The sequence below is a fragment of the Raoultella sp. genome (assembly GCF_039594335.1).
Classification (GTDB): Bacteria; Pseudomonadota; Gammaproteobacteria; order Enterobacterales; family Enterobacteriaceae; genus Klebsiella.
Genome location: NZ_JBCNNS010000086.1, coordinates 1 through 19175 on the forward strand (window position 1 = coordinate 1; position 19175 = coordinate 19175).

Annotated in this window: 19 protein-coding genes, 3 tRNA genes and 3 pseudogenes; 20 read left to right on the forward strand and 5 right to left on the reverse strand. The window is 52.8% G+C overall.

Translation table 11 applies throughout. From position 1 onward, the window contains the following. From ACZAHD_RS15220 to dgcQ, 3 genes and pseudogenes are all read left to right on the forward strand, one after another. Positions 1-201, forward strand: a pseudogene (locus tag ACZAHD_RS15220) (hypothetical protein); the annotation flags it as partial. A 76-nt stretch (positions 202-277) separates the two neighbouring features. Further along, on the forward strand, positions 278-457 hold the full coding sequence (locus tag ACZAHD_RS15225) for a YodC family protein (protein WP_462457521.1): 180 nt from the start codon (positions 278-280) through the stop codon (positions 455-457). A gap of 102 nt (positions 458-559) precedes the next feature. After that, on the forward strand, positions 560-2239 hold the full coding sequence (gene dgcQ, locus ACZAHD_RS15230) for a cellulose biosynthesis regulator diguanylate cyclase DgcQ (protein ID WP_462457522.1): 1680 nt from the start codon (positions 560-562) through the stop codon (positions 2237-2239). Between the two features lie 292 nt (positions 2240-2531). On the opposite strand, the gene yodD is transcribed toward dgcQ, so the two are convergent. Next, positions 2532-2759 carry a YodD family peroxide/acid resistance protein gene (yodD, locus tag ACZAHD_RS15235; protein WP_462457537.1) on the reverse strand — a complete coding sequence of 76 codons (228 nt, stop codon included), beginning with the start codon at positions 2757-2759 and terminating at the stop codon, positions 2532-2534. 178 nt (positions 2760-2937) lie between these two features. On the opposite strand from yodD, the gene dsrB reads away from it, so the two are divergent. Next, positions 2938-3126: a protein DsrB gene (gene dsrB, locus ACZAHD_RS15240; protein WP_462457523.1), complete on the forward strand. Its 189-nt coding sequence runs from the start codon at positions 2938-2940 to the stop codon at positions 3124-3126. A gap of 57 nt (positions 3127-3183) precedes the next feature. Here dsrB and rcsA read toward each other — a convergent pair whose 3' ends face one another. Beyond that, positions 3184-3807 carry a transcriptional regulator RcsA gene (gene rcsA / locus ACZAHD_RS15245; RefSeq protein ID WP_462457524.1) on the reverse strand — a complete coding sequence of 208 codons (624 nt, stop codon included), beginning with the start codon at positions 3805-3807 and terminating at the stop codon, positions 3184-3186. A gap of 472 nt (positions 3808-4279) precedes the next feature. Between rcsA and yedD the strand changes: the two genes are divergently transcribed. Continuing rightward, a complete protein-coding gene (gene yedD, locus ACZAHD_RS15250; protein WP_462457525.1) occupies positions 4280-4696 on the forward strand; it encodes a lipoprotein YedD in 417 nt (138 codons plus the stop codon). A 45-nt stretch (positions 4697-4741) separates the two neighbouring features. Here yedD and amyA read toward each other — a convergent pair whose 3' ends face one another. After that, the gene (amyA, locus tag ACZAHD_RS15255) at positions 4742-6229 is read right to left on the reverse strand and encodes an alpha-amylase (protein ID WP_462457526.1); all 1488 of its coding nucleotides are present in this window, start codon (positions 6227-6229) and stop codon (positions 4742-4744) included. A 201-nt stretch (positions 6230-6430) separates the two neighbouring features. Between amyA and tcyJ the strand changes: the two genes are divergently transcribed. The 4 genes from tcyJ to tcyN all read left to right on the forward strand — a co-directional run bounded on the left by tcyJ (position 6431) and on the right by tcyN (position 9745). Next, on the forward strand, positions 6431-7231 hold the full coding sequence (gene tcyJ, locus ACZAHD_RS15260) for a cystine ABC transporter substrate-binding protein (protein WP_462457527.1): 801 nt from the start codon (positions 6431-6433) through the stop codon (positions 7229-7231). 94 nt (positions 7232-7325) lie between these two features. Further along, entirely contained in the window at positions 7326-8312 is a 987-nt protein-coding gene (gene dcyD / locus ACZAHD_RS15265; RefSeq protein ID WP_462457528.1) for a D-cysteine desulfhydrase, read from the forward strand. 15 nt (positions 8313-8327) lie between these two features. After that, positions 8328-8996 carry a cystine ABC transporter permease gene (gene tcyL, locus ACZAHD_RS15270; protein WP_462457529.1) on the forward strand — a complete coding sequence of 223 codons (669 nt, stop codon included), beginning with the start codon at positions 8328-8330 and terminating at the stop codon, positions 8994-8996. Then, positions 8993-9745: an L-cystine ABC transporter ATP-binding protein TcyN gene (gene tcyN / locus ACZAHD_RS15275; RefSeq protein ID WP_462457530.1), complete on the forward strand. Its 753-nt coding sequence runs from the start codon at positions 8993-8995 to the stop codon at positions 9743-9745. The genes tcyL and tcyN overlap by 4 nt, the downstream gene beginning before the upstream one ends. Positions 9746-9748: 3 nt before the next feature. Here tcyN and ACZAHD_RS15280 read toward each other — a convergent pair. Further along, positions 9749-11107, reverse strand: a pseudogene (locus tag ACZAHD_RS15280) (CoA transferase). Between the two features lie 145 nt (positions 11108-11252). Between ACZAHD_RS15280 and sdiA the strand changes: the two are divergent. Then, positions 11253-11975: a transcriptional regulator SdiA gene (sdiA, locus tag ACZAHD_RS15285; RefSeq protein WP_462457538.1), complete on the forward strand. Its 723-nt coding sequence runs from the start codon at positions 11253-11255 to the stop codon at positions 11973-11975. 65 nt (positions 11976-12040) lie between these two features. On the opposite strand, the gene ACZAHD_RS15290 is transcribed toward sdiA, so the two are convergent. Then, the gene (locus ACZAHD_RS15290; protein ID WP_004864152.1) at positions 12041-12265 is read right to left on the reverse strand and encodes a DUF2594 family protein; all 225 of its coding nucleotides are present in this window, start codon (positions 12263-12265) and stop codon (positions 12041-12043) included. Positions 12266-12728: 463 nt separating this feature from the next. Between ACZAHD_RS15290 and uvrY the strand changes: the two genes are divergently transcribed. The 10 genes and pseudogenes from uvrY to ACZAHD_RS15340 form a co-directional block, all read left to right on the forward strand. Next, entirely contained in the window at positions 12729-13385 is a 657-nt protein-coding gene (gene uvrY, locus ACZAHD_RS15295) for a UvrY/SirA/GacA family response regulator transcription factor (protein ID WP_462457531.1), read from the forward strand. Then, positions 13382-15214 (forward strand): excinuclease ABC subunit UvrC, encoded by a 1833-nt coding sequence (uvrC, locus tag ACZAHD_RS15300; protein ID WP_462457532.1) that lies wholly within the window; start codon positions 13382-13384, stop codon positions 15212-15214. Before uvrY ends, uvrC begins: the two co-directional genes overlap by 4 nt. 57 nt (positions 15215-15271) lie before the next feature. Further along, on the forward strand, positions 15272-15820 hold the full coding sequence (gene pgsA / locus ACZAHD_RS15305) for a CDP-diacylglycerol--glycerol-3-phosphate 3-phosphatidyltransferase (RefSeq protein ID WP_462457533.1): 549 nt from the start codon (positions 15272-15274) through the stop codon (positions 15818-15820). Between the two features lie 151 nt (positions 15821-15971). Continuing rightward, a tRNA-Gly gene (locus tag ACZAHD_RS15310) sits at positions 15972-16047 on the forward strand. 39 nt (positions 16048-16086) lie between these two features. Beyond that, positions 16087-16160, forward strand: a tRNA-Cys gene (locus ACZAHD_RS15315). 13 nt (positions 16161-16173) lie between these two features. Then, a tRNA-Leu gene (locus ACZAHD_RS15320) sits at positions 16174-16260 on the forward strand. 266 nt (positions 16261-16526) lie between these two features. Then, positions 16527-17549: a metallophosphoesterase gene (locus ACZAHD_RS15325; RefSeq protein WP_462457534.1), complete on the forward strand. Its 1023-nt coding sequence runs from the start codon at positions 16527-16529 to the stop codon at positions 17547-17549. Between the two features lie 113 nt (positions 17550-17662). Continuing rightward, on the forward strand, positions 17663-18208 hold the full coding sequence (locus ACZAHD_RS15330) for a DUF805 domain-containing protein (protein WP_462457535.1): 546 nt from the start codon (positions 17663-17665) through the stop codon (positions 18206-18208). An 85-nt stretch (positions 18209-18293) separates the two neighbouring features. After that, on the forward strand, positions 18294-18962 hold the full coding sequence (locus ACZAHD_RS15335) for a YecA/YgfB family protein (RefSeq protein ID WP_462457536.1): 669 nt from the start codon (positions 18294-18296) through the stop codon (positions 18960-18962). Positions 18963-19108: 146 nt separating this feature from the next. Further along, a pseudogene (locus ACZAHD_RS15340) lies at positions 19109-19175 on the forward strand (IS200/IS605 family transposase); the annotation flags it as partial.

Here is a 19175-nt window from a genome sequence, read left to right on the forward strand (position 1 = left end):
ATGTTTCTGGTCGGCGGCGGCATTATTGTTCACGGTATTGCGCCCCTTCATCACGCGGTTGAACGGTGGGCTGGTGAACAGCCCGGCCTCATCGCCTCACTGCTGCCGACCGGCGTCAATCTGGTGCTGGGCTTTATCGTCGGCGCGGTGGTGCTGGCTGGCGTGAAGGCTATCACCGGGTTTCGCGCTGCGGCGCAGTAAAATCTGCCGCTGATTATGCAAAATCATTCCGCTTCGTCTATGGTGAAACTGTTTCTCCCAGATGACGGACTAAAAAATGGTATTGTTGGTCAGTGATGAAGTGAGGCGAAAGAGCGGAGGGCCGCGCATGATTGTGACGGGCTTCGCCAACGGGATGGTCGAGTGTCGTTGGTATGACGGCTATGGCGTTAAACGCGAGGCGTTCCGTGAAGATGAGTTAGTACGTTGGGAAGGACCGCGACAGAAGAGTGCCTGACCCTCTATAGCGCCCGGCAAAAGCCGGGCGTTTTATCGTGCTTATTTGACCAACAAGGGGCTTTGATGAGGTTTGTCGCTTTAATTGTACTGCGAGAGCACAATGGATAAACCGCAGTGGGTAAGAACATTTCGCCGTGTTTCCAGGCCGGGACATGTGGTTAATTATTGCTTTGTCACAGTACTCTTTTTTTCTACTCTCCTGATTTGGCGTGAAGTGATGGTGCTGGAAGGGGCGTACGTCACCAACCAGCGCAACAATCTTGAAAACGTCGCCCACGAAATGGACAGTCTGCTGCTGTTCAACATCGACAGAATGGTGTTTTTTCGCAACGGGATGCAGTCGGCGCTTGAAACGCCACTGGATTTCGAGATTTTGCGTAATGCCGAACAAGAATATATGAGCAAACGCCATGACCCGATCTGGTCTGTGGCGTTACATAACCGGCGTACTCTCCCGGTGTATGGCGTCTCTGATGCCTTTGTCGGCAGCCAGAGCATACTGTCCCGTAACGACGACTCCCAGACCACCGGTAATGAGCTGATGGCGGCTCTCGAGCTGGGCTATCTCCTGCGTCTGGCCGATGATAACCGCGGGTTTAAAGAACGCATGCTGTACATTTCGCGCAGCGGTTTTTTTACAGGCACCAAATTGCCAAAAAACGCGGTGCAGGCCCAGGCGCTCTATACCCATGCGATCGCCGCCCCGTGGTTTACCCGGCAATCGCAGCGGAACAACCCCGGTCGTGGCGTGTTCTGGCAAACCGTTTTCGATGAGCGCGAGCAAAACGATGATCCGGTGGTGACGGTCTCCGTTCCCCTTGATTTCCGCCATGACTGGTTCGGCGTGCTGTCGATGGATTTTTCAGTGCGAGAAATGAAGGCGTTTCTGGTCAGCGCCATTAAGGGAGGCGAAGAGGGGGAATACCAGCTGTATGACAGTCGGTTTAACCTGATTGCTTCCTCAGCGTCGGGGAATGTACTGACTCTATTGTCAGCCCGTGAACAGGCGATGCTTAGCTACGCGTTTCTGCATGAAAACCAGGGCGGTATTCGCTTATTAACGCGCTATATCAGTTGGCAGAAGTTAAACAACTTTGATGGCGTGCTGCTGAGAATTCACTCGCTTCAGGAAGGCGTACGCGGTGCCTTCGGCACCATCACTATTGCGTTGACGCTGATGTGGCTACTCTTTACGCTGATGCTGATCATCTCCTGGCAGGTGATTTTGCGGATGGTGCGCAATATGAGCGTTCTGCAAAAGTCGCTGGAGTGGCAGGCATGGCATGATGCGTTAACCCGGCTGTTAAATCGCGGAGCTTTATTTGAAAGGGCTATCGCCACCACCAGAATGTGCGAGCAGACAGGTCGGTCGGTCTCCGTTATCCAGCTCGATCTCGATTACTTTAAGAAAGTGAATGACCAGTATGGGCACCAGGCGGGCGACCGCGTACTGTCGCTGGTCGCCAGTACGATTGCGAGCAATATCCGTGAAGGCGATCTGGCCGGCCGCGTCGGCGGCGAAGAATTCTGTATTGTGATGCCTGACACCACTTTACAGGTGGCGATAGCCATCGCCGAACGTATCCGCATCCGCATTTACAGCCGTGAAATTCTGCTCTGCAACGACACCAGTTTGCGGATCAGTGCATCACTGGGGGTGAGCAGCAGCGATGATTCTGCCGGGTTTAATTTTGAAAACCTGCAGTCAGCGGCCGATCACCGGCTCTACCTCGCCAAACAAAATGGACGCAATCAGGTCTGCTTTAAGGATTTGCAGTAGGGTAGTACTGGCCTGAAGAAGTGAGATTTATCTTAAAAAGGTGCCATGGGTTAACGAGCGATCAGGGAAAAACAAGCGCAAAAAACCCTTACGCCATCAGCCTCCAGGGAGTGCGACAGAAAGTTCATACTATTTCTCAATTATTTTCCTCATGAATAACTCTTGTCATACAAAATAATTGAGGATAATGTTTTCCGGCAACGGATATCCCGGTGTAACGAATTTTCAAGTGCTTCTTGCATTAGCAAGTTTCATCCCGACTCCTGCGAGTCGGGATTTTTTTCACCTGTACCTAACGGTTGATCTCCGTGACGCTAAAGTCATGAATATCGAGTTCAAACGCTTCCGCCAGTTCGCACCAGGTGTGATAGTCACGGCCATCAACGCTAACGTGATGCGGGTCGTCCCGCGAACGCCGTATCTCGCTCTCGCTGATTTCATTAATCGCCGCCAGCAGGGCATCGACATCAACATTCACCCCGTGACTTCCTGCATATCCACTATCTTTGGCGGTTTTCATCATGCCTACCTCGCTTGGCTCAGATCGTGCCTGCTTAAGTATAGGCACAAAATCAGAGGATGGTCGGCGCAGCGCCAGCCGTCTTGCCGGACGGTTTATAAAATCGCCACTCGCCAGGCAGAGCGCTGCACTGCGGGGCTTTTTGTTCTACACTGGCTCAAAATAGAGGAGATAAGTTATGCAGGTAAACGATCGTGTCACGGTGAAGACCGACGGTGGCCCACGTCGATCGGGGGTAGTTCTGGCAATAGAGTCGTTTAGTGAAGGAACAATGTATCTGGTTTCGCTGGAAGACTACCCGCTGGGGATCTGGTTTTTTAACGAAAAAGGGCATCCGGACGGGATCTTTGTTGAGAGAGAAGATTAGTTCGTGAGGCATCTGAACTGGCGCAGGGCACCGACGCCAGTTTTGCCTACGCCTGGTTCAGCGCAGGTTAACGTGGATGCCGCTGGTAATGTTTTCCGCCAGGCGAACGATGTGGTAAATCACCTGTTTATTGTGGGTCTGAATTTTCTTTTTAATATTCCCTTTATGCGACGAGACCGTCTTCGCCTTAATGTTCATTTGGCTTGAAATCTGCGCCGTGCCATAGCCCGCCATCCACATTTGCAACATATTCGATTCGGTACGACTTAGTGAAAGTGTCGGAATATTGATACGGGCGCTGTTGTAGTTATCGTATTTAAGGCGATTACCCAGGATTTCATCAAGGTCTTTTGGCGCCAGCGATTTGGAACTAATAAGCAAATTCTTACGCACCAGCAGATAGTGATCAAAATGAATGTTAGCTAACGACATAAAGATAATAAATAACGTCCCAGGATATCGGGTAATGATATGCCGGATAAGCTGATTGCTATCCGGATGATGAATAAAGCAATCTTCATTGATAAATACCACTGCCGGACGCATGAATTCACAGGCCTCTTTCAGGCATTCCACAGAATGTACTTCGCTGATGTCGCGCTTCTTTATCCCTCGGCTTGTCAGATACCCGGCCAACCCCAACCGGGTATAGCTACACAAATCCATGATAATCGTTGACATGACCCATCCTCAATCAACACGTAACGATAATTTATCCCTCGCCGACAAGCGCGATGAAATCCATTTATGTGGGTAATAAAAACCCGGTTCTGCACAGGAACCATCAGACAGTCTAAACTATTCCGTAATATTGCCCATAATTTGCCAGGAATACTCCCAAAGTAATGTGAGACCTGGTTATGTGGGGGAATTAAAAGCAAAATTGCCTCTTTTCGAGATAACCTAGACGGCAAATAATAAATATTTTTAGGATTTTCCTTATGTTGGTTGTGTAAATAGTCAGCATATTGTCATCGGCTCTTCATTATCGTTATTAATTAATAATGCGACGGCGACCGGGATCATTTTTCTCCGGGGACGACGGTGGTGTTTTATGCCCACTCATGTTGGCAAGTTTGCTGGGGCTTTGCGGGAGGGGTGGCGGGCTTAACGCTTTAATGCCACAATACTTTTTTATCGGTTTGTGGGATGGATGATGAAAAAGATAGTGATTGCCGGTGCGCTGTTGATGCTGGCTGGATGTGTCCAGGTTGATAATTACGATACCGTCGTCAAAGCGCCAGCGCCAGCCGGGTTAGAGGGATACTGGCAGTCAAAAGGTCCGCAGAGTGAAATGATGAGCCCGGACGCGATTGCCAGCCTGATTGTGACGAAAAATGGCGATACTCTGGATTGTCGTCAGTGGCAGCGCGTCATCGCCACGCCGGGTAAATTAATGCGGCGTGATGAGCAGATCTACAATGTCACCTCGCGGCTCGATGTTTATCCTGTTGAGCGCTCAGGTAACACGCTGCAATACGATCGTATGACCCTGACTCGCGTGGACCGCCTGACCACCGAGTGTGAGCAGGCGTGGAAAAAAGCCGCTGCCGGGAAAAGCGTGAACTAATGCAGTGCGGGCTGAGGCGACGTTCAGCCCGCGTGCTTTCAACAACTACAGTACCTCTTCAATGACCCAAACGCTGACGCTTCCGCCGTTACAGGTGAAGGTACCGCAGCCTTCGTCGTCGGTTTCCACCACCTCCTGACGATTGCCGAGAAAATCCTTCCAGCGCTTATTGCCATAGTTAGCACCCAGCGCCAGCAGCTTCTCTCCCTCATCGCCGTTAGACAAGACAACGACGCATCCCGGATCCTCATCGGTGCCGCTGCGGCTAAATGCAATACAGTTGGGATGATCGAACCACAGCGTCTGGACGCCGTGGGCAAAACGCTGGCGGGCGTCAATAAGTTCATGCAGCTGTTCAATAACCGGCATCTCAATGGAATAAGTCTGGCCATCGCTGCCGGTATCTTCATAGCTGGCGCCGAAGAGATCGGCATAAAAAACCGAGGGTACGCCGTTTTCGCGCAGCAGAATGAGCGCATAGGCCAGCGGTTTGAACCATGGCTCAACGGGGGCTTCCAGCGCCTGCAAGGGTTGAGTGTCATGGTTGGTCACCAGTGTGACGGCATGAAACGGATCGGCTTCAACCAGCGTGCCGCTAAAAATCTGGCTCATATCGTAGTCGTGCCCCTGGCGTGACGCTTCGTGAAACTTCATCTGCAGCGGGGCGTCAAACAGCATCGTTTTACCGTCGACGAGCTCGATATATTGCTGGAGCTTATCAACTTCATGCGACCAGTACTCCGCCACGATAAACAGCGGCTTTGCCGCCACTTCCTGGACGTGGTCGATCCACGTTTTATAAAACCACGCGGGAATATGTTTCACCGCATCGAGACGGAAACCGTCGCAGCCAGTTTGCTCCATAACCCAGCGGGCCCAGTACTTCAGCTCTTCGGCAACTGCATGATTACGAAAATCGATATTCTCGCCCATCAGGTAATCGAAATTACCCATTTCATCGTCGACCTGATCGCTCCAGCCTTCGCCGGTATAATCGTTAACAATTTTAAAAACGCCGTCCTCGTCGGGATTTTCGATGTGATCGACGCCGCTGAAACATTTGTAGTCCCAGATAAACTGAGAATACTGCCCGCCCCGGACGGGGAAGGTGTAGCGTGTCCAGGCTTCGCACTCGATAATTTCCTCAGCGATTTGCGTCCGATCCTGTTCATCGACGCGCTGCACACGAATATGCTCTTTCTCATCTGCCCCCATTTTGTGGTTGACCACCACATCAAGCAGAACCGCAATATCGTGCTGGCGAAGGGCCGCAATGGCGGCAAGGAGCTGCGCTTTATCACCATATTTCGTGGCAATGGAACCTTTTTGGTCGAACTCGCCGAGGTCAAAAAGATCGTAGCTGTCGTAGCCGACGGAGTATCCGCCGGATGCTCCTTTGTAAGCCGGAGGGAGCCAAATCATGTTAATACCAATTTCATTCAGATTCGGGGCCAGGGCTTCGACCTCGCGCCACAACTCGCCGCCGGCGGGGTAATACCAGTGAAAACACTGCAGTAACGTGGGGTTTTTCATCTTCCATGCTCCAGACGTCATCAAGCTGACCTTTGCAGTATGAGATATCTCCAGCAAATTCGATGAATTTTGGCTGTCTTTTTCGCTATGCCCTAAATGGCTGGGTTTATAATGTTTCGGAATAAGATGTAGCGTATCGGTGTTGGTGAGCGACACTAAACATCTTACACTACTGGAAAATATCATTTATCAGGGGCATCTATGAAATTAGCATTTCTGGGTCGTCAGGCGCTGATGGGCGCGATGGCTGTCGTTTTAATGGCCGGCGTCAGCGTAAAATCGTTTGCTGCGGAAAATTTGCTGGGGCAGATTAAAGAGCGCGGGACGCTGCGCGTAGGCCTGGAAGGGACCTATCCGCCGTTTAGCTTTCAGGGCGACGACGGTAAGTTGACCGGCTTCGAGGTTGATTTTGCCAATGAGCTAGCAAAACATCTGGGCGTGAAGGCCGATCTGAAACCGACCAAATGGGACGGCATGCTGGCTTCCCTCGATTCCAAACGTATTGACGTGGTGATTAACCAGGTCACTATTTCCGATCAGCGTAAGAAAAAGTATGACTTCTCTACCCCCTATACGGTGTCGGGAATCCAGGCGCTGGTGAAAAAAGGCAACGAAGGCGTGATCAAAACCCCTGCTGACCTGAAAGGCAAAAAAGTCGGCGTCGGTCTGGGGACTAACTACGAAGAGTGGCTGCGTCAGAACGTCCAGGGCGTAGATATCCGTACCTATGATGATGACCCGACTAAATATCAGGATCTGCGCGTTGGTCGTATTGACGCGATTCTGGTCGATCGCCTGGCGGCGCTGGATCTGGTGAAGAAAACCGGCAATACCCTTGCGGTGACCGGTGAAGCGTTCTCCCGTCAGGAGTCTGGCGTGGCGCTGCGTAAAGGCAATGAAGATCTGCTGAAAGCGGTTGATGGCGCTATTGCTGATATGCAAAAAGATGGCAGCCTGAAAGCGCTTTCGGAAAAATGGTTTGGCGCTGACGTGACGAAGTAACGGCTGGCGGTGAAAAAAGGCGCTATTGATAGCGCCTTTTTTTATTTCGCACGCCGGTGTGTGCATAATAAAGATAACTGAGTCAGGAGGTACCATGTCATTGCAAAATTTAACGCGCTTCCCGCGCCTGGAATTGATTGGCGCACCGACGCCGCTGGAATATCTACCGCGTCTGTCCGACCATCTGGGCCGCGAGATTTTTATTAAACGTGACGACGTGACCCCGCTGGCGATGGGCGGCAATAAGTTGCGTAAGCTGGAGTTTCTGGCGGCAGATGCGCTGCGTGAAGGTGCGGATACTTTAATTACCGCCGGCGCGATTCAGTCGAACCACGTTCGTCAAACGGCGGCGGTGGCCGCAAAACTGGGTCTGCACTGCGTTGCGCTGTTGGAAAACCCCATTGGCACTCGCGCCGGGAACTATTTGACCAACGGTAACCGCCTGCTGCTGGATCTGTTTAATGCCCAGGTTGAGATGTGCGATGCGCTGACCCAACCCAATGTTCAGCTGGAAGAACTGGCAACCCGCATTGAAGCGCAGGGCTATCGGCCCTATGTCATTCCGGTGGGAGGCTCAAATGCGCTTGGCGCGCTGGGCTATGTGGAAAGTGCCCTCGAAATCGCCCAACAGTGCGAAGGCGCCGTTGAGCTCTCTTCCATCGTGGTCGCATCCGGCAGTGCGGGTACCCATGCCGGGCTGGCCGTAGGACTGGAACAGCTGATGCCATCGGCTGAGCTGATTGGCGTCACCGTCTCACGCAAGGCGGCGGATCAGTTGCCGAAGGTCGTTGCGCTTCAGCAGGCGGTGGCGAGCAGCCTGGAGCTTCAGGCCAATGCGGAGATTCAGCTGTGGGATGATTATTTTGCGCCGGGATATGGCATGCCGAACGACGAAGGAATGGACGCAGTGAAGCTGCTGGCGCAGCTGGAAGGTATTCTGTTGGATCCGGTTTATACCGGCAAAGCGATGGCCGGGTTGATTGACGGCATTAATCAGAAGCGCTTTAAGGATGAAGGGCCGATTTTATTTATCCACACGGGTGGAGCGCCGGCGCTGTTTGCCTATCATCCCCATATCTAAAGCAGAACATACAGAATGCAAGAGAGTATCCAACTGGTTATCGATTCCGCGCCTTATCTGCTAAAAGGCGCGGTGTTTACTTTACAGCTGAGCATCGGCGGTATGTTCTTTGGCCTGGTGCTGGCCTTTATCCTCGCTTTGATGCGGATGTCGCCTCTGTGGCCGGTGAAATGGCTGGCGAGAATGTATATCTCCATTTTCCGCGGTACCCCGCTGATTGCCCAGCTGTTTATGATCTATTACGGTTTGCCGCAGTTTGGTATTGAGCTCGACCCGATCCCGGCGGCGATGATTGGCCTGTCGCTGAATACCGCGGCCTACGCGGCGGAAACGCTGCGTGCGGCGATTACCTCGATTGACAAGGGTCAGTGGGAAGCGGCGGCCAGTATCGGTATGACGCCATGGCAAACCCTACGTCGGGCGATTTTGCCGCAGGCTGCGCGCGTGGCGTTGCCGCCGCTATCCAACAGTTTTATCAGCCTGGTAAAAGATACCTCGCTGGCGGCCACCATTCAGGTTCCGGAACTGTTCCGTCAGGCGCAGCTGATTACCTCGCGCACCCTCGAAGTGTTCACTATGTATCTCGCCGCATCGCTGATTTACTGGGTGATGGCGACAGTGTTGTCCTCGTTGCAGAACTATTTTGAAAACCAGTTGAATCGCCAGGAGCGTGATCCAAAATGAGTGCCATTGAAGTCAACAACCTGGTGAAAAAATTCCACGGCCAAACGGTACTGCACGGTATCGACCTCAGTGTGCAGGAGGGGGAAGTGGTGGCGATCATCGGCCCCAGCGGGTCCGGTAAAACGACGCTGCTGCGCAGTATTAATCTGCTGGAACAACCGGAAAGCGGGACCATTCGGGTGGGCGATGTGACGATTGATACCGCACGCAGTTTCAGTCAGCAAAAAGGGTTGATTCGCCGTCTGCGCCAGCATGTGGGTTTTGTGTTCCAGAATTTCAACCTGTTCCCGCATCGTACGGTACTGGAAAATATCATTGAAGGGCCGGTTATCGTCAAGGGGGAGGATAAAAACGAATCCATTGTTCGCGCCCGGGAACTGTTGGCGAAAGTGGGGTTGAGCGGCAAAGAAAACAGCTATCCCCGTCGTCTGTCCGGCGGTCAGCAGCAGCGTGTGGCCATTGCACGAGCGCTGGCGATGCGCCCGGATGTCATTTTGTTTGATGAGCCAACATCGGCTCTCGATCCTGAGTTGGTTGGCGAGGTGCTTAACACTATTCGCCAACTGGCGCAGGAGAAGCGCACGATGGTCATCGTGACTCATGAAATGAGCTTTGCCCGCGATGTCGCGGACCGCGCTATTTTTATGGACCAGGGGCGTATCGTCGAACAGGGGGAGGCGAAAGCGCTGTTTGCCAACCCACAGCAGCCGCGCACCCGCCAGTTCCTTGAAAAATTTCTGATGCAGTAATGTTTACCAGCGTGCGGCGGCCGTTCCCAGAGGCGAGGGCGGCCGCGACCAGACCACCGGTGTTCCTGCCAGCTGTAACGGAAAGCGCAGACGCTCGCCCAGGCCGAAAACCGACCACTCCATCGCCGGCTGGAAATCGCCCCGCTGCGGTTCCCGAAAAGGGATGGGACTTTCTGGCGTGGGATACTGCATCAAACATGCCGCCACGCGAGCCAGCGACAGGCGCGCGCGGTAACCCTCAGCGCAGGTGGCACGGCGATAAAGACCTTTGAGTACCGCGGCAGCCATTAAATAGCCGCAGGCATGGTCCAGAGCCTGAACCGGCAGCGGTACCGGTTTATCCGCCTGGCGCCACTGTTGACCGGCGGCGGCAATCCCGCAGGCCATCTGCACCAGACTGTCAAACCCGCGACGGTTGCGCCACGGGCCACTCCATCCCCAGGCATTCAGCGAGACATCGACCAGCCCGGGTCTGAGTTGCGCCCGCGTCTCGCTATCGAATCCCAGGGCATCCAGCGCATCGGCACGGTAACCGTGTACGATAACGTCAGCCTGGCAGAGCAAATCTATTAAACGTTGCTTATCTTTCGCTGTTTTTATATTCAGCCGTGCGCAGCGCTTGCCGGGGGTGATTTCCTCTTCGAGCGTCGGCTCATGCCAGTCAGGCGGATCGATCCGTAGCACCTGCGCACCGAGACCGGCGAGCAGGCGTGTAGCCACCGGTCCGGCAATAATTCGCGTCAGATCGAGCACCCGAATGTCGAGCAGTGGCCTGCTGCGAGACAGACGCCAGTTGACGGGTGGGCCAGGCGGTAAAGGGGCTTCGATGAGCAGCGGTTCCTGACTGACCGCCACTCCCTGCGGGTGCGCCTGCCATTGTCGGGCGCTGCGCATTGCCGCTGCACAACCGCCGGCTTCGATGACCGCATGCTAAAGCGCTTCAGCCTGCCACTGGCGTACCGCTGACGCCAGAGACGCGCGCGAGTCGTGTTCACCCAAAACGTGCGCCATGGCCCGCCGGTGGTGGGCCGCGTTGGTATGCAAACGGATCCAGCCCTCCTGTGTCGGGTAGTCACCGGCCAGCGGATCCCAAAGCGACTGGGGCGGCCGGTTTACAGGATACAGGCTATGATGAAACCAATAAGAAGCGAGGCGCCGGTCGACCCTGATCAACGAGGAGGTACCTGAGAGTTGTGCCAGCAACCCGCCCACAACGGCGATAGAGGCGGAGGCAAAATCGGTGACGGCAAAGCAGGAACGTAGCGCTCCCGGCTGGGTAAATTCGACTTCCGGGGCTGGGTTGAAACTAAAGGCCTGCCATAGCCGGGAATATATGGTGGTCAGCGACAAAGGATCCGACATACTTTTCTCCTGTCACGGGTGAAGAGTACCAGTCACGGCCTAATAAGTGCGATGTATACGATATTTTATACATATAAATAAGATTTATGTGTTAGTTTTCTGTATTTCTAATAATGATTATTACTCAGGAGTTATTTGCTCGGTTATGAGGGACAATGATTTTTTCAGCTGGCGGCGGGAAATGCTGCAACAATTTCAGTCAATCACGATGGGAGACGAAGTTTATAATCTCCTGCAACAACAAACAGAAAGGCTGGAATATGACTATTTTGCGCTTTGCGTACGTCATCCTGTACCTTTTACCCGGCCCAGGATTACGCTGCAATCGACCTATCCACAGGCGTGGATGACACACTACCAGGCTGAGAATTATTTTGCTATCGATCCGGTATTGCGTCCCGAAAACTTTCTTCGCGGTCATCTGCCGTGGGATGACAGGCTTTTCCGCGATACGCCCGAATTGTGGGATGGCGCGCGCGACCACGGGTTGAACAAAGGGGTTACCCAGTGTTTGATTTTGCCTAATCATGCTCAGGGGTTTCTGTCCGTCTCCGGCCAGAGTCTTAGCGCAGGTCCTTTTGATGAAGATGAGCAGGAGATGCGCTTAAGAATGCTGACCGAGTTGAGCCTGCTGACGTTATTGCGACTGGAAGATGCGATGGTCATGCCGCCGGAAATGAAGTTTAGTCGTCGCGAACTGGAAATATTGAAATGGACGGCAGAGGGAAAAACATCGGCTGAAGTGGCGATTATTCTTTCCATCTCAGAAAATACGGTTAATTTCCATCAAAAAAATATGCAACGCAAATTCAATGCGCCAAATAAAACGCAAATCGCCTGTTACGCGGTGGCGACGGGTTTAATTTGAGCGGGTAGGGCGTTCTGCGTGTCAGACGTGGGGGACCGGCTGTGCTGTACACAGCCGGTTGACTGTTACTGGCGGTAAGCTTGTTTAATTTGCTTAACGGTGCTGGAGAATACGGCAGCCTGAGCCTCATCTTCCATCTGCGTGATCTGTTTTTCCATTTTAATAATCACACGACCTGCATCCGCCTGGCCCATTGCCTGGAGCATCAGCGTCAGCAGCGTTTTCAGGCAGGTCACTTCCTGTGCCAGTTCTTGATTATTTTCTGCAGTGGAAAAATCTGGAGTGCTCATCGATATCCTCGTTTGCTATCGGCGCTTTTGCGCAATACTAAATGTTAAGGCGGCGCAGTATACCACAAGCGCCGGGAAAAAAAGGAGAGCGTAATTTATGTTCTCTCATCAGAGGTGTAGGCTGATTCATTGCCTGAATAATACATACTCTGCACACGCGTCGCCGGTTAATTTTGCGGGGCTGTGTTTTCATAGTTAATTATTGTTACATATTTTGTTTCCTATTTAGCAATGCGGTATAGCCGCGTCATGCGGTGTTTTTGTAGGGTAAATGTTAAAAATGAAGCGTAATATAACTTACTGTTATCTATAAGTTTCCACTTGCTGTGCAGACAAATTGACATATCCGGGGAAGAAACTTTCCGTAGGGCATTTTTTTGGCTTTTAAAGTGACGAGAAAACCCGGTAATATGTATGAGATAAGCTATCCGTAGCGTTATCCCTAATTCTGGAGATTATTCCTTTGATCAACGTCCTTCTTGTTGATGACCACGAGCTAGTGCGCGCAGGGATACGACGCATTCTGGAAGATATAAAAGGGATTAAAGTTGTCGGTGAGTCCTGCTGCGGCGAGGATGCCGTGAAATGGTGTCGCGCCAATTCCGTTGATGTTGTTCTGATGGACATGAACATGCCAGGAATTGGAGGTCTGGAAGCCACGCGTAAGATTGCGCGTTCCATTGTTGATACCAAAGTGATTATGCTCACCGTGCATACTGAAAATCCGCTGCCAGCAAAAGTAATGCAGGCTGGTGCCGCAGGCTATCTGAGTAAAGGTGCTGCGCCGCAGGAAGTGGTGAATGCCATTCGCTGCGTGGCGTCTGGCCAACGTTATATTGCTTCCGATATCGCGCAGCAAATGGCGCTTAGCCAGATTGAACCAGAAAAGACAGAATCCCCTTTTGCCAGTTTGTCTGAACGCGAATTGCAGATTATGCTGATGATCACCAAGGGTCAGAAGGTGAATGAGATCTCAGAACAGTTGAATCTGAGTCCTAAAACCGTGAACAGCTATCGCTACCGGATGTTCAATAAATTAAACATCCACGGTGATGTCGAGTTGACCCACCTGGCCATTCGTCATGGTCTGTGCAATGCGGAGTCGTTAGCAAGTCAGTGAGTGATGTTTTTGACGCAAAAGCTTTCCTGAAAACGGTAACCAGCCAGCCGGGCGTCTATCGCATGTATGATGCTGGCGGTACTGTCATCTATGTTGGCAAAGCAAAAGATCTGAAAAAAAGGCTGAGCAGCTATTTTCGGAGCAATCTGGCTTCGCGTAAAACTGAAGCGCTGGTGGCACAGATTGCGCAAATCGACGTGACCGTAACCCATACGGAAACGGAAGCACTGCTGCTGGAACACAATTACATCAAGCTGTATCAGCCACGTTATAACGTGCTGCTGCGTGATGACAAATCCTATCCCTTTATTTTCCTTAGCGGCGATACCCACCCGCGGCTGGCCATGCACCGCGGTGCGAAACACGCCAGGGGCCAGTATTTCGGTCCTTTCCCGAATGGTTATGCGGTTCGCGAGACGCTTGCACTGCTGCAAAAAATTTTCCCTGTCCGCCAGTGCGAGAATAGCGTGTACCGTAACCGGTCGCGTCCGTGTCTGCAGTATCAGATTGGCCGCTGCCTGGGGCCCTGTGTCTCAGGGCTGGTGAGCGAAGAGGAGTACGCGCAGCAGGTGGAATATGTGCGGCTTTTCCTCGCGGGCAAAGATGATCAGGTGCTGACGCAGCTCATTGCCCGGATGGAGAAGGCCAGCCAGGCGCTGGAGTTTGAAGAAGCCGCGCGCATTCGCGATCAGATTCAGGCCGTACGCCGGGTGACCGAGAAACAGTTCGTCTCGAATACCGGCGATGACATCGACGTTATCGGCGTCGCTTTTGATGCGGGCATGGCCTGCGTCCACGTGCTGTTTATCCGTCAGGGAAAAGTCCTCGGCAGCCGCAGCTATTTCCCGAAAGTGCCCGGCGGTACGGAGTCTGGCGAAGTGGTGGAAACGTTTGTCGGCCAGTTCTACCTGCAGGGCAGTCAGATGCGTACCCTGCCGGGAGAGATTCTGCTCGATTTTAATCTTGACGATAAAACCTTGCTGGCGGATTCGCTCTCCGAACTGGCGGGGCGTCGGGTGAACGTCCAGACGAAACCGCGCGGTGACCGCGCCCGCTATCTGAAGCTGGCGCGAACCAATGCGGCAACGGCGTTGACGACCCGCCTTTCCCAACAGTCGACGATACAACAACGTCTGCAGGCGTTGGCTACCGTACTTAAACTGCCGGCTGTTAAACGCATGGAATGCTTTGATATTAGCCATACTATGGGTGAACAAACGGTGGCTTCCTGTGTGGTGTTCGACAGTAACGGACCACTGCGCGCGGAGTATCGACGCTACAATATTACCGGCATTACGCCGGGCGATGATTATGCGGCGATGAATCAGGTTCTGCGCCGTCGCTACGGTAAGGCGATAGAAGAGAGCAAGATTCCTGACGTTATCCTGATAGACGGCGGTAAAGGACAGCTTGGGCAGGCGAAAAGCGTGTTTGCCGAGCTGGATGTGCCATGGGATAAACAGCATCCTCTCTTATTGGGGGTGGCAAAAGGTAGCGACCGTAAAGCCGGACTGGAAACGTTATTCTTCGAACCAGAAGGCGAGGGGTTTAACCTGCCGCCTGATTCGCCTGCGCTGCATGTTATTCAACATATTCGCGATGAATCCCACGATCATGCCATTGCCGGGCATCGTAAAAAACGGGCAAAAGTGAAAAGCACCAGTTCACTGGAGACTATCGAAGGGGTAGGGCCGAAACGCCGCCAGATGCTGCTGAAGTATATGGGCGGACTGCAAGGGTTACAGCAAGCCAGCGTTGAGGAGATAGCCAAAGTACCGGGTATATCTCACGGTCTGGCAGAAAAGATCTTCTACTCGTTGAAACATTAGGGGCTCTGTAGCAACATAGGGCTAATTTTTACTTCTAACAAATAGTTACCTGTCACTATGCAATTTAATATCCCTACATTGCTTACTCTGTTTCGCGTCATCCTGATACCGTTCTTTGTGCTGGCGTTTTATCTGCCTTTCGTCTGGGCACCTTTTGCCTGTGCTCTGATCTTTTTTATCGCAGCCGTTACCGACTGGTTTGACGGTTATTTGGCCCGCCGCTGGAATCAGAGCACGCGTTTCGGCGCCTTTCTTGACCCGGTTGCGGATAAAGTGATGGTGGCGATTGCGATGGTGCTGGTGGTTGAGCACTATCACACCTGGTGGGTAACCCTGCCGGCGGCGACCATGATCGCCCGTGAAATTATTATTTCTGCGCTGCGTGAGTGGATGGCCGAACTGGGCAAACGCAGCAGCGTGGCGGTATCCTGGATCGGGAAAGTAAAGACGACCGCGCAGATGACGGCGCTGGTGTGGATGCTGTGGCGACCAAACATCTGGGTAGAATGGGCCGGAATCGCCCTGTTCCTTGTGGCAGCGGTGCTGACGCTGTGGTCTATGCTGCAGTATTTGAACGCCGCACGCGGGGATTTGCTTGATCAGTGATCGTTTCGCCGCAAATTTCAGCAAACGACACAGGGATTTAAAAAATATCGTTGACTCATTTCGCCAGGTAAGTAGAATGCAACGCATCGAACGGCAGCACAGCTTGCCAGACGATAGCAAAATCAAGTGATTAGCAAATTTACTTGATGATGCGGGAATAGCTCAGTTGGTAGAGCACGACCTTGCCAAGGTCGGGGTCGCGAGTTCGAGTCTCGTTTCCCGCTCCAGATTAAAAACATCGGCAGTTGCGGGTGTTTAAGCATTAAGGCGCGTTAGCAAAGCGGTTATGTAGCGGATTGCAAATCCGTCTAGTCCGGTTCGACTCCGGAACGCGCCTCCACTTTACATCCCGAGCCCGGATGGTGGAATCGGTAGACACAAGGGATTTAAAATCCCTCGGCGTTCGCGCTGTGCGGGTTCAAGTCCCGCTCCGGGTACCATTGGGATAAAAGCAGAATAATCAAAGCAATAAGCAGTGTCGTGAAACCACCTACGGGTGGTTTTTTCATTTCTGAAATCTACCCTTTGATAATATTGTCTTGTCGAACAGTTCACAGGCTGACGGGACGACCGTCATTCTTCGGCCATAACGGGTCGCCTCCTGATGACGTCTGATGGGATAATTTTACGCCGGGTGAAAATCCCGGCGAACCGTCCACTGAAACTGATATTATCAATGCTTCTGTTCCTCTAAAAAGGTGTTCATATGCTGCATCCTGACCTGCCGGAGAGGCGTAGAATCTTCATCGGCGATATCCATGGTCAGTACCGTAAGCTCTCCGCATTGCTGGAACACCTTGATGCTCTGTACCGGCGGGATGAACGCATACTGATCTTTGTCGGTGATCTGATTGATAATCAGCCTGGGACGCGGATCAACCACCTGGCGGTGCTGGAGCGGGTGAGGGAGGAAGTGGCATCGGGGCAGGCGATATGTCTGATGGGCAATCATGAATTTAACGCTGTTGGCTGGGCAATGCGCCATCCGCATAGCGCTCAGCCGCTACGGCCGCATTCACCGAATAATCGCCGTCAGCATCAGGCATTTCTGACTGATGTCGTTGAAGACACCCCTCAGCATGATTTCTGGATCGACTGGTTTAAAACGCTGCCGCTGTTTGTTGATTATGGCGATATTCGGGCGATACATGCCTGCTGGGAAGACAAGACTATTGCCCGATTGCGGCCGTGGCTGGATGAACAGAATCGATTGAAACCCGAAAGCTGGGTCGATGCTTTTGATCAACAGCATCCTCTTTTCCGGATGATCGAGATGGTGCTTAAAGGACCGGAACTGAAATTACCTGCGGGTTTTAGTTTCATCGATAAGACGGGCGTCGAGCGCCACCATATTCGCGTACGCTGGTGGCGGGATGATGCGAAAACCTATCGCCAGATAGCGCAGGTTCAGCCGGAAATGGTCAACCGGATTCCGGATATTCCCCTGGCGCAGGCTGGCCTGGACAGAACAGATATTCCGGTGGTAATCGGTCACTATACCTTATCCGGCGAACCTAACACCTTGAGCGATCGTGTTGTCTGCGTCGATTACAACGCAGCAAAAGCCGATAACCCGCTTTGCGCCTGGATTCAGGAACCCGGCCCACAACCCGCGGTGGCGGGGATATTTGTTCGTGAGTCCGCCGCCTTCCGCCACCCTGCCGGGGAGTACCGGTATTCAGCGGTTCCCCCTATTTTTCTCAGGCGTGGCACTGCCAAATTGCGGTAAAATAGCGCTCCGGTTCGCCGGAAGATTGTCCTTTGGGAACGGAATGCCGTTATGGCAATAAAAACAATTTAAAAGAGGGAGCTTATGGCTACATTGCTTGAAAGCTACGGTGATTGCTTCCGCAAATATGCCACCTTTCGCGGGCGCTCAGCGCGCAGGGAATATGTGGTTTTTACCGTTGCCAACTTTGTGCTTTCGGCCTTACTGGGATTGATTCCGATTGTGGGGGGCTGTTTGGTCTGATCATTATTGTCCCCGGTATCGCGGTTGCGGTACGTCGTCTGCACGATTTGAACAAATCAGGCTGGTGGCTGTTGTCACCCTATGCTGTTCTGCTGGTTGGCTTTATCGGCATTATCGCCAACGTTGAAAACGGCGAGGCGGCTGCCTGGGTATGGGTAACGGCAGCGGGAGGCCTGGCGGCGCTGGCGCTGTCTGTCTGGCTGCTGTTTGCCCGCGGCACCGACGGAGCAAATCGCTATGGCGACATCCAGCAAGAGAGCGAATACAGCCCGCTCGCTGCCCGGCAGAGTGCGCCGCTCTCTTCCGCCGATGATGTCCGGGAGCGCCTTGCGCAGGCGAAAAAAATGTTCGATGACGGAACCATTACCGAGAGCGAATACGAAACGATGCGCGCCAACATCATTAAAGACATTTAACGCTCGCTGAATACGTTGCCGGGTGGTTTTCTCCTGGCATTTCCGCTACTGTATGCGCCATTTTTCTACCACGACGAGCCTGTTTATGAAAACCGGACCCCTGAACGAAAGCGAACTTGAATGGCTGGACGATATCCTGTCGAAATACGCCACTGAGGGTGCCATCCTTGATGTCTCAGAGCTTGACGGCCTGCTGACGGCCATTCTCTCCGGCCCGAAAGAGATTGAACCGGCTCAGTGGCTGCTGGCAATCTGGGGCGGTGCGGACAATGTACCGCGTTGGGCGAGTGACCGCGAGCGTGACCACTTTGTTAACCTGACTCTGCAGCACATGAGCGATGTCGCTGAACGTCTGGACGAATATCCCGATCAGTTTGAACCGCTGTTTGGAACCCGTGAGGAGGAAGGTCAGGAGTTGACGATTGTTGAGGAGTGGTGCTTCGGCTATATGCGCGGCGTCGCTCTCGGAAACTGGCCTGATCTGCCGGAAGATCCTCAGGCGGCGCTGGACAGCATTGCTTTACACGGAACGGAAGCGCAGTTTACGGCGGTTGAGGCGCTTTCTGTCGATGAGTTTATCGCCAGTGTGGAGCATATCCGCCCGGCAGCGCTCTCGTTGTACCAATACTGGACTGAGCATGCTGAGCCGGAAGTCGTGCAGCAACCTATCCGCAATGAAGTCAAGGTCGGGCGTAACGATCCCTGTCCTTGCGGTAGCGGTAAAAAATATAAGCAGTGTTGCTTAGCGAAATAAACATGGGGCCTGATGGCCCCTTTTTTTGTCACCCCTAAACCACCTCCTATGGGGGGGGGTGATCGTTCATGTGGGGCTTTGTCCGTAGAATGCCCATGCGAAATACTGCCCCTGGTTTGTTACCAGCAAATCAAGGAGTAAATAGCATGAGCAGATATGAATCCGCTTCTCACGTATTCTATCGCTGTCAGTATCATCTCGTATGGACACCGA

Excerpts from the sequence above, each read along its gene's own strand:
- ACZAHD_RS15225 (WP_462457521.1), top strand. The coding sequence starts at position 278 with ATGGTATTGTTGGTCAGTGATGAAGTGAGGCGAAAGAGCGGAGGGCCG.
- dgcQ (WP_462457522.1), top strand. The coding sequence starts at position 560 with ATGGATAAACCGCAGTGGGTAAGAACATTTCGCCGTGTTTCCAGGCCG.
- yodD (WP_462457537.1), bottom strand. The coding sequence starts at position 2,759 with ATGAAAACCGCCAAAGATAGTGGATATGCAGGAAGTCACGGGGTGAAT.
- dsrB (WP_462457523.1), top strand. The coding sequence starts at position 2,938 with ATGCAGGTAAACGATCGTGTCACGGTGAAGACCGACGGTGGCCCACGT.
- rcsA (WP_462457524.1), bottom strand. The coding sequence starts at position 3,807 with ATGTCAACGATTATCATGGATTTGTGTAGCTATACCCGGTTGGGGTTG.
- yedD (WP_462457525.1), top strand. The coding sequence starts at position 4,280 with ATGATGAAAAAGATAGTGATTGCCGGTGCGCTGTTGATGCTGGCTGGA.
- amyA (WP_462457526.1), bottom strand. The coding sequence starts at position 6,229 with ATGAAAAACCCCACGTTACTGCAGTGTTTTCACTGGTATTACCCCGCC.
- tcyJ (WP_462457527.1), top strand. The coding sequence starts at position 6,431 with ATGAAATTAGCATTTCTGGGTCGTCAGGCGCTGATGGGCGCGATGGCT.
- dcyD (WP_462457528.1), top strand. The coding sequence starts at position 7,326 with ATGTCATTGCAAAATTTAACGCGCTTCCCGCGCCTGGAATTGATTGGC.
- tcyL (WP_462457529.1), top strand. The coding sequence starts at position 8,328 with ATGCAAGAGAGTATCCAACTGGTTATCGATTCCGCGCCTTATCTGCTA.
- tcyN (WP_462457530.1), top strand. The coding sequence starts at position 8,993 with ATGAGTGCCATTGAAGTCAACAACCTGGTGAAAAAATTCCACGGCCAA.
- sdiA (WP_462457538.1), top strand. The coding sequence starts at position 11,253 with ATGAGGGACAATGATTTTTTCAGCTGGCGGCGGGAAATGCTGCAACAA.
- ACZAHD_RS15290 (WP_004864152.1), bottom strand. The coding sequence starts at position 12,265 with ATGAGCACTCCAGATTTTTCCACTGCAGAAAATAATCAAGAACTGGCA.
- pgsA (WP_462457533.1), top strand. The coding sequence starts at position 15,272 with ATGCAATTTAATATCCCTACATTGCTTACTCTGTTTCGCGTCATCCTG.
- ACZAHD_RS15325 (WP_462457534.1), top strand. The coding sequence starts at position 16,527 with ATGCTGCATCCTGACCTGCCGGAGAGGCGTAGAATCTTCATCGGCGAT.
- ACZAHD_RS15335 (WP_462457536.1), top strand. The coding sequence starts at position 18,294 with ATGAAAACCGGACCCCTGAACGAAAGCGAACTTGAATGGCTGGACGAT.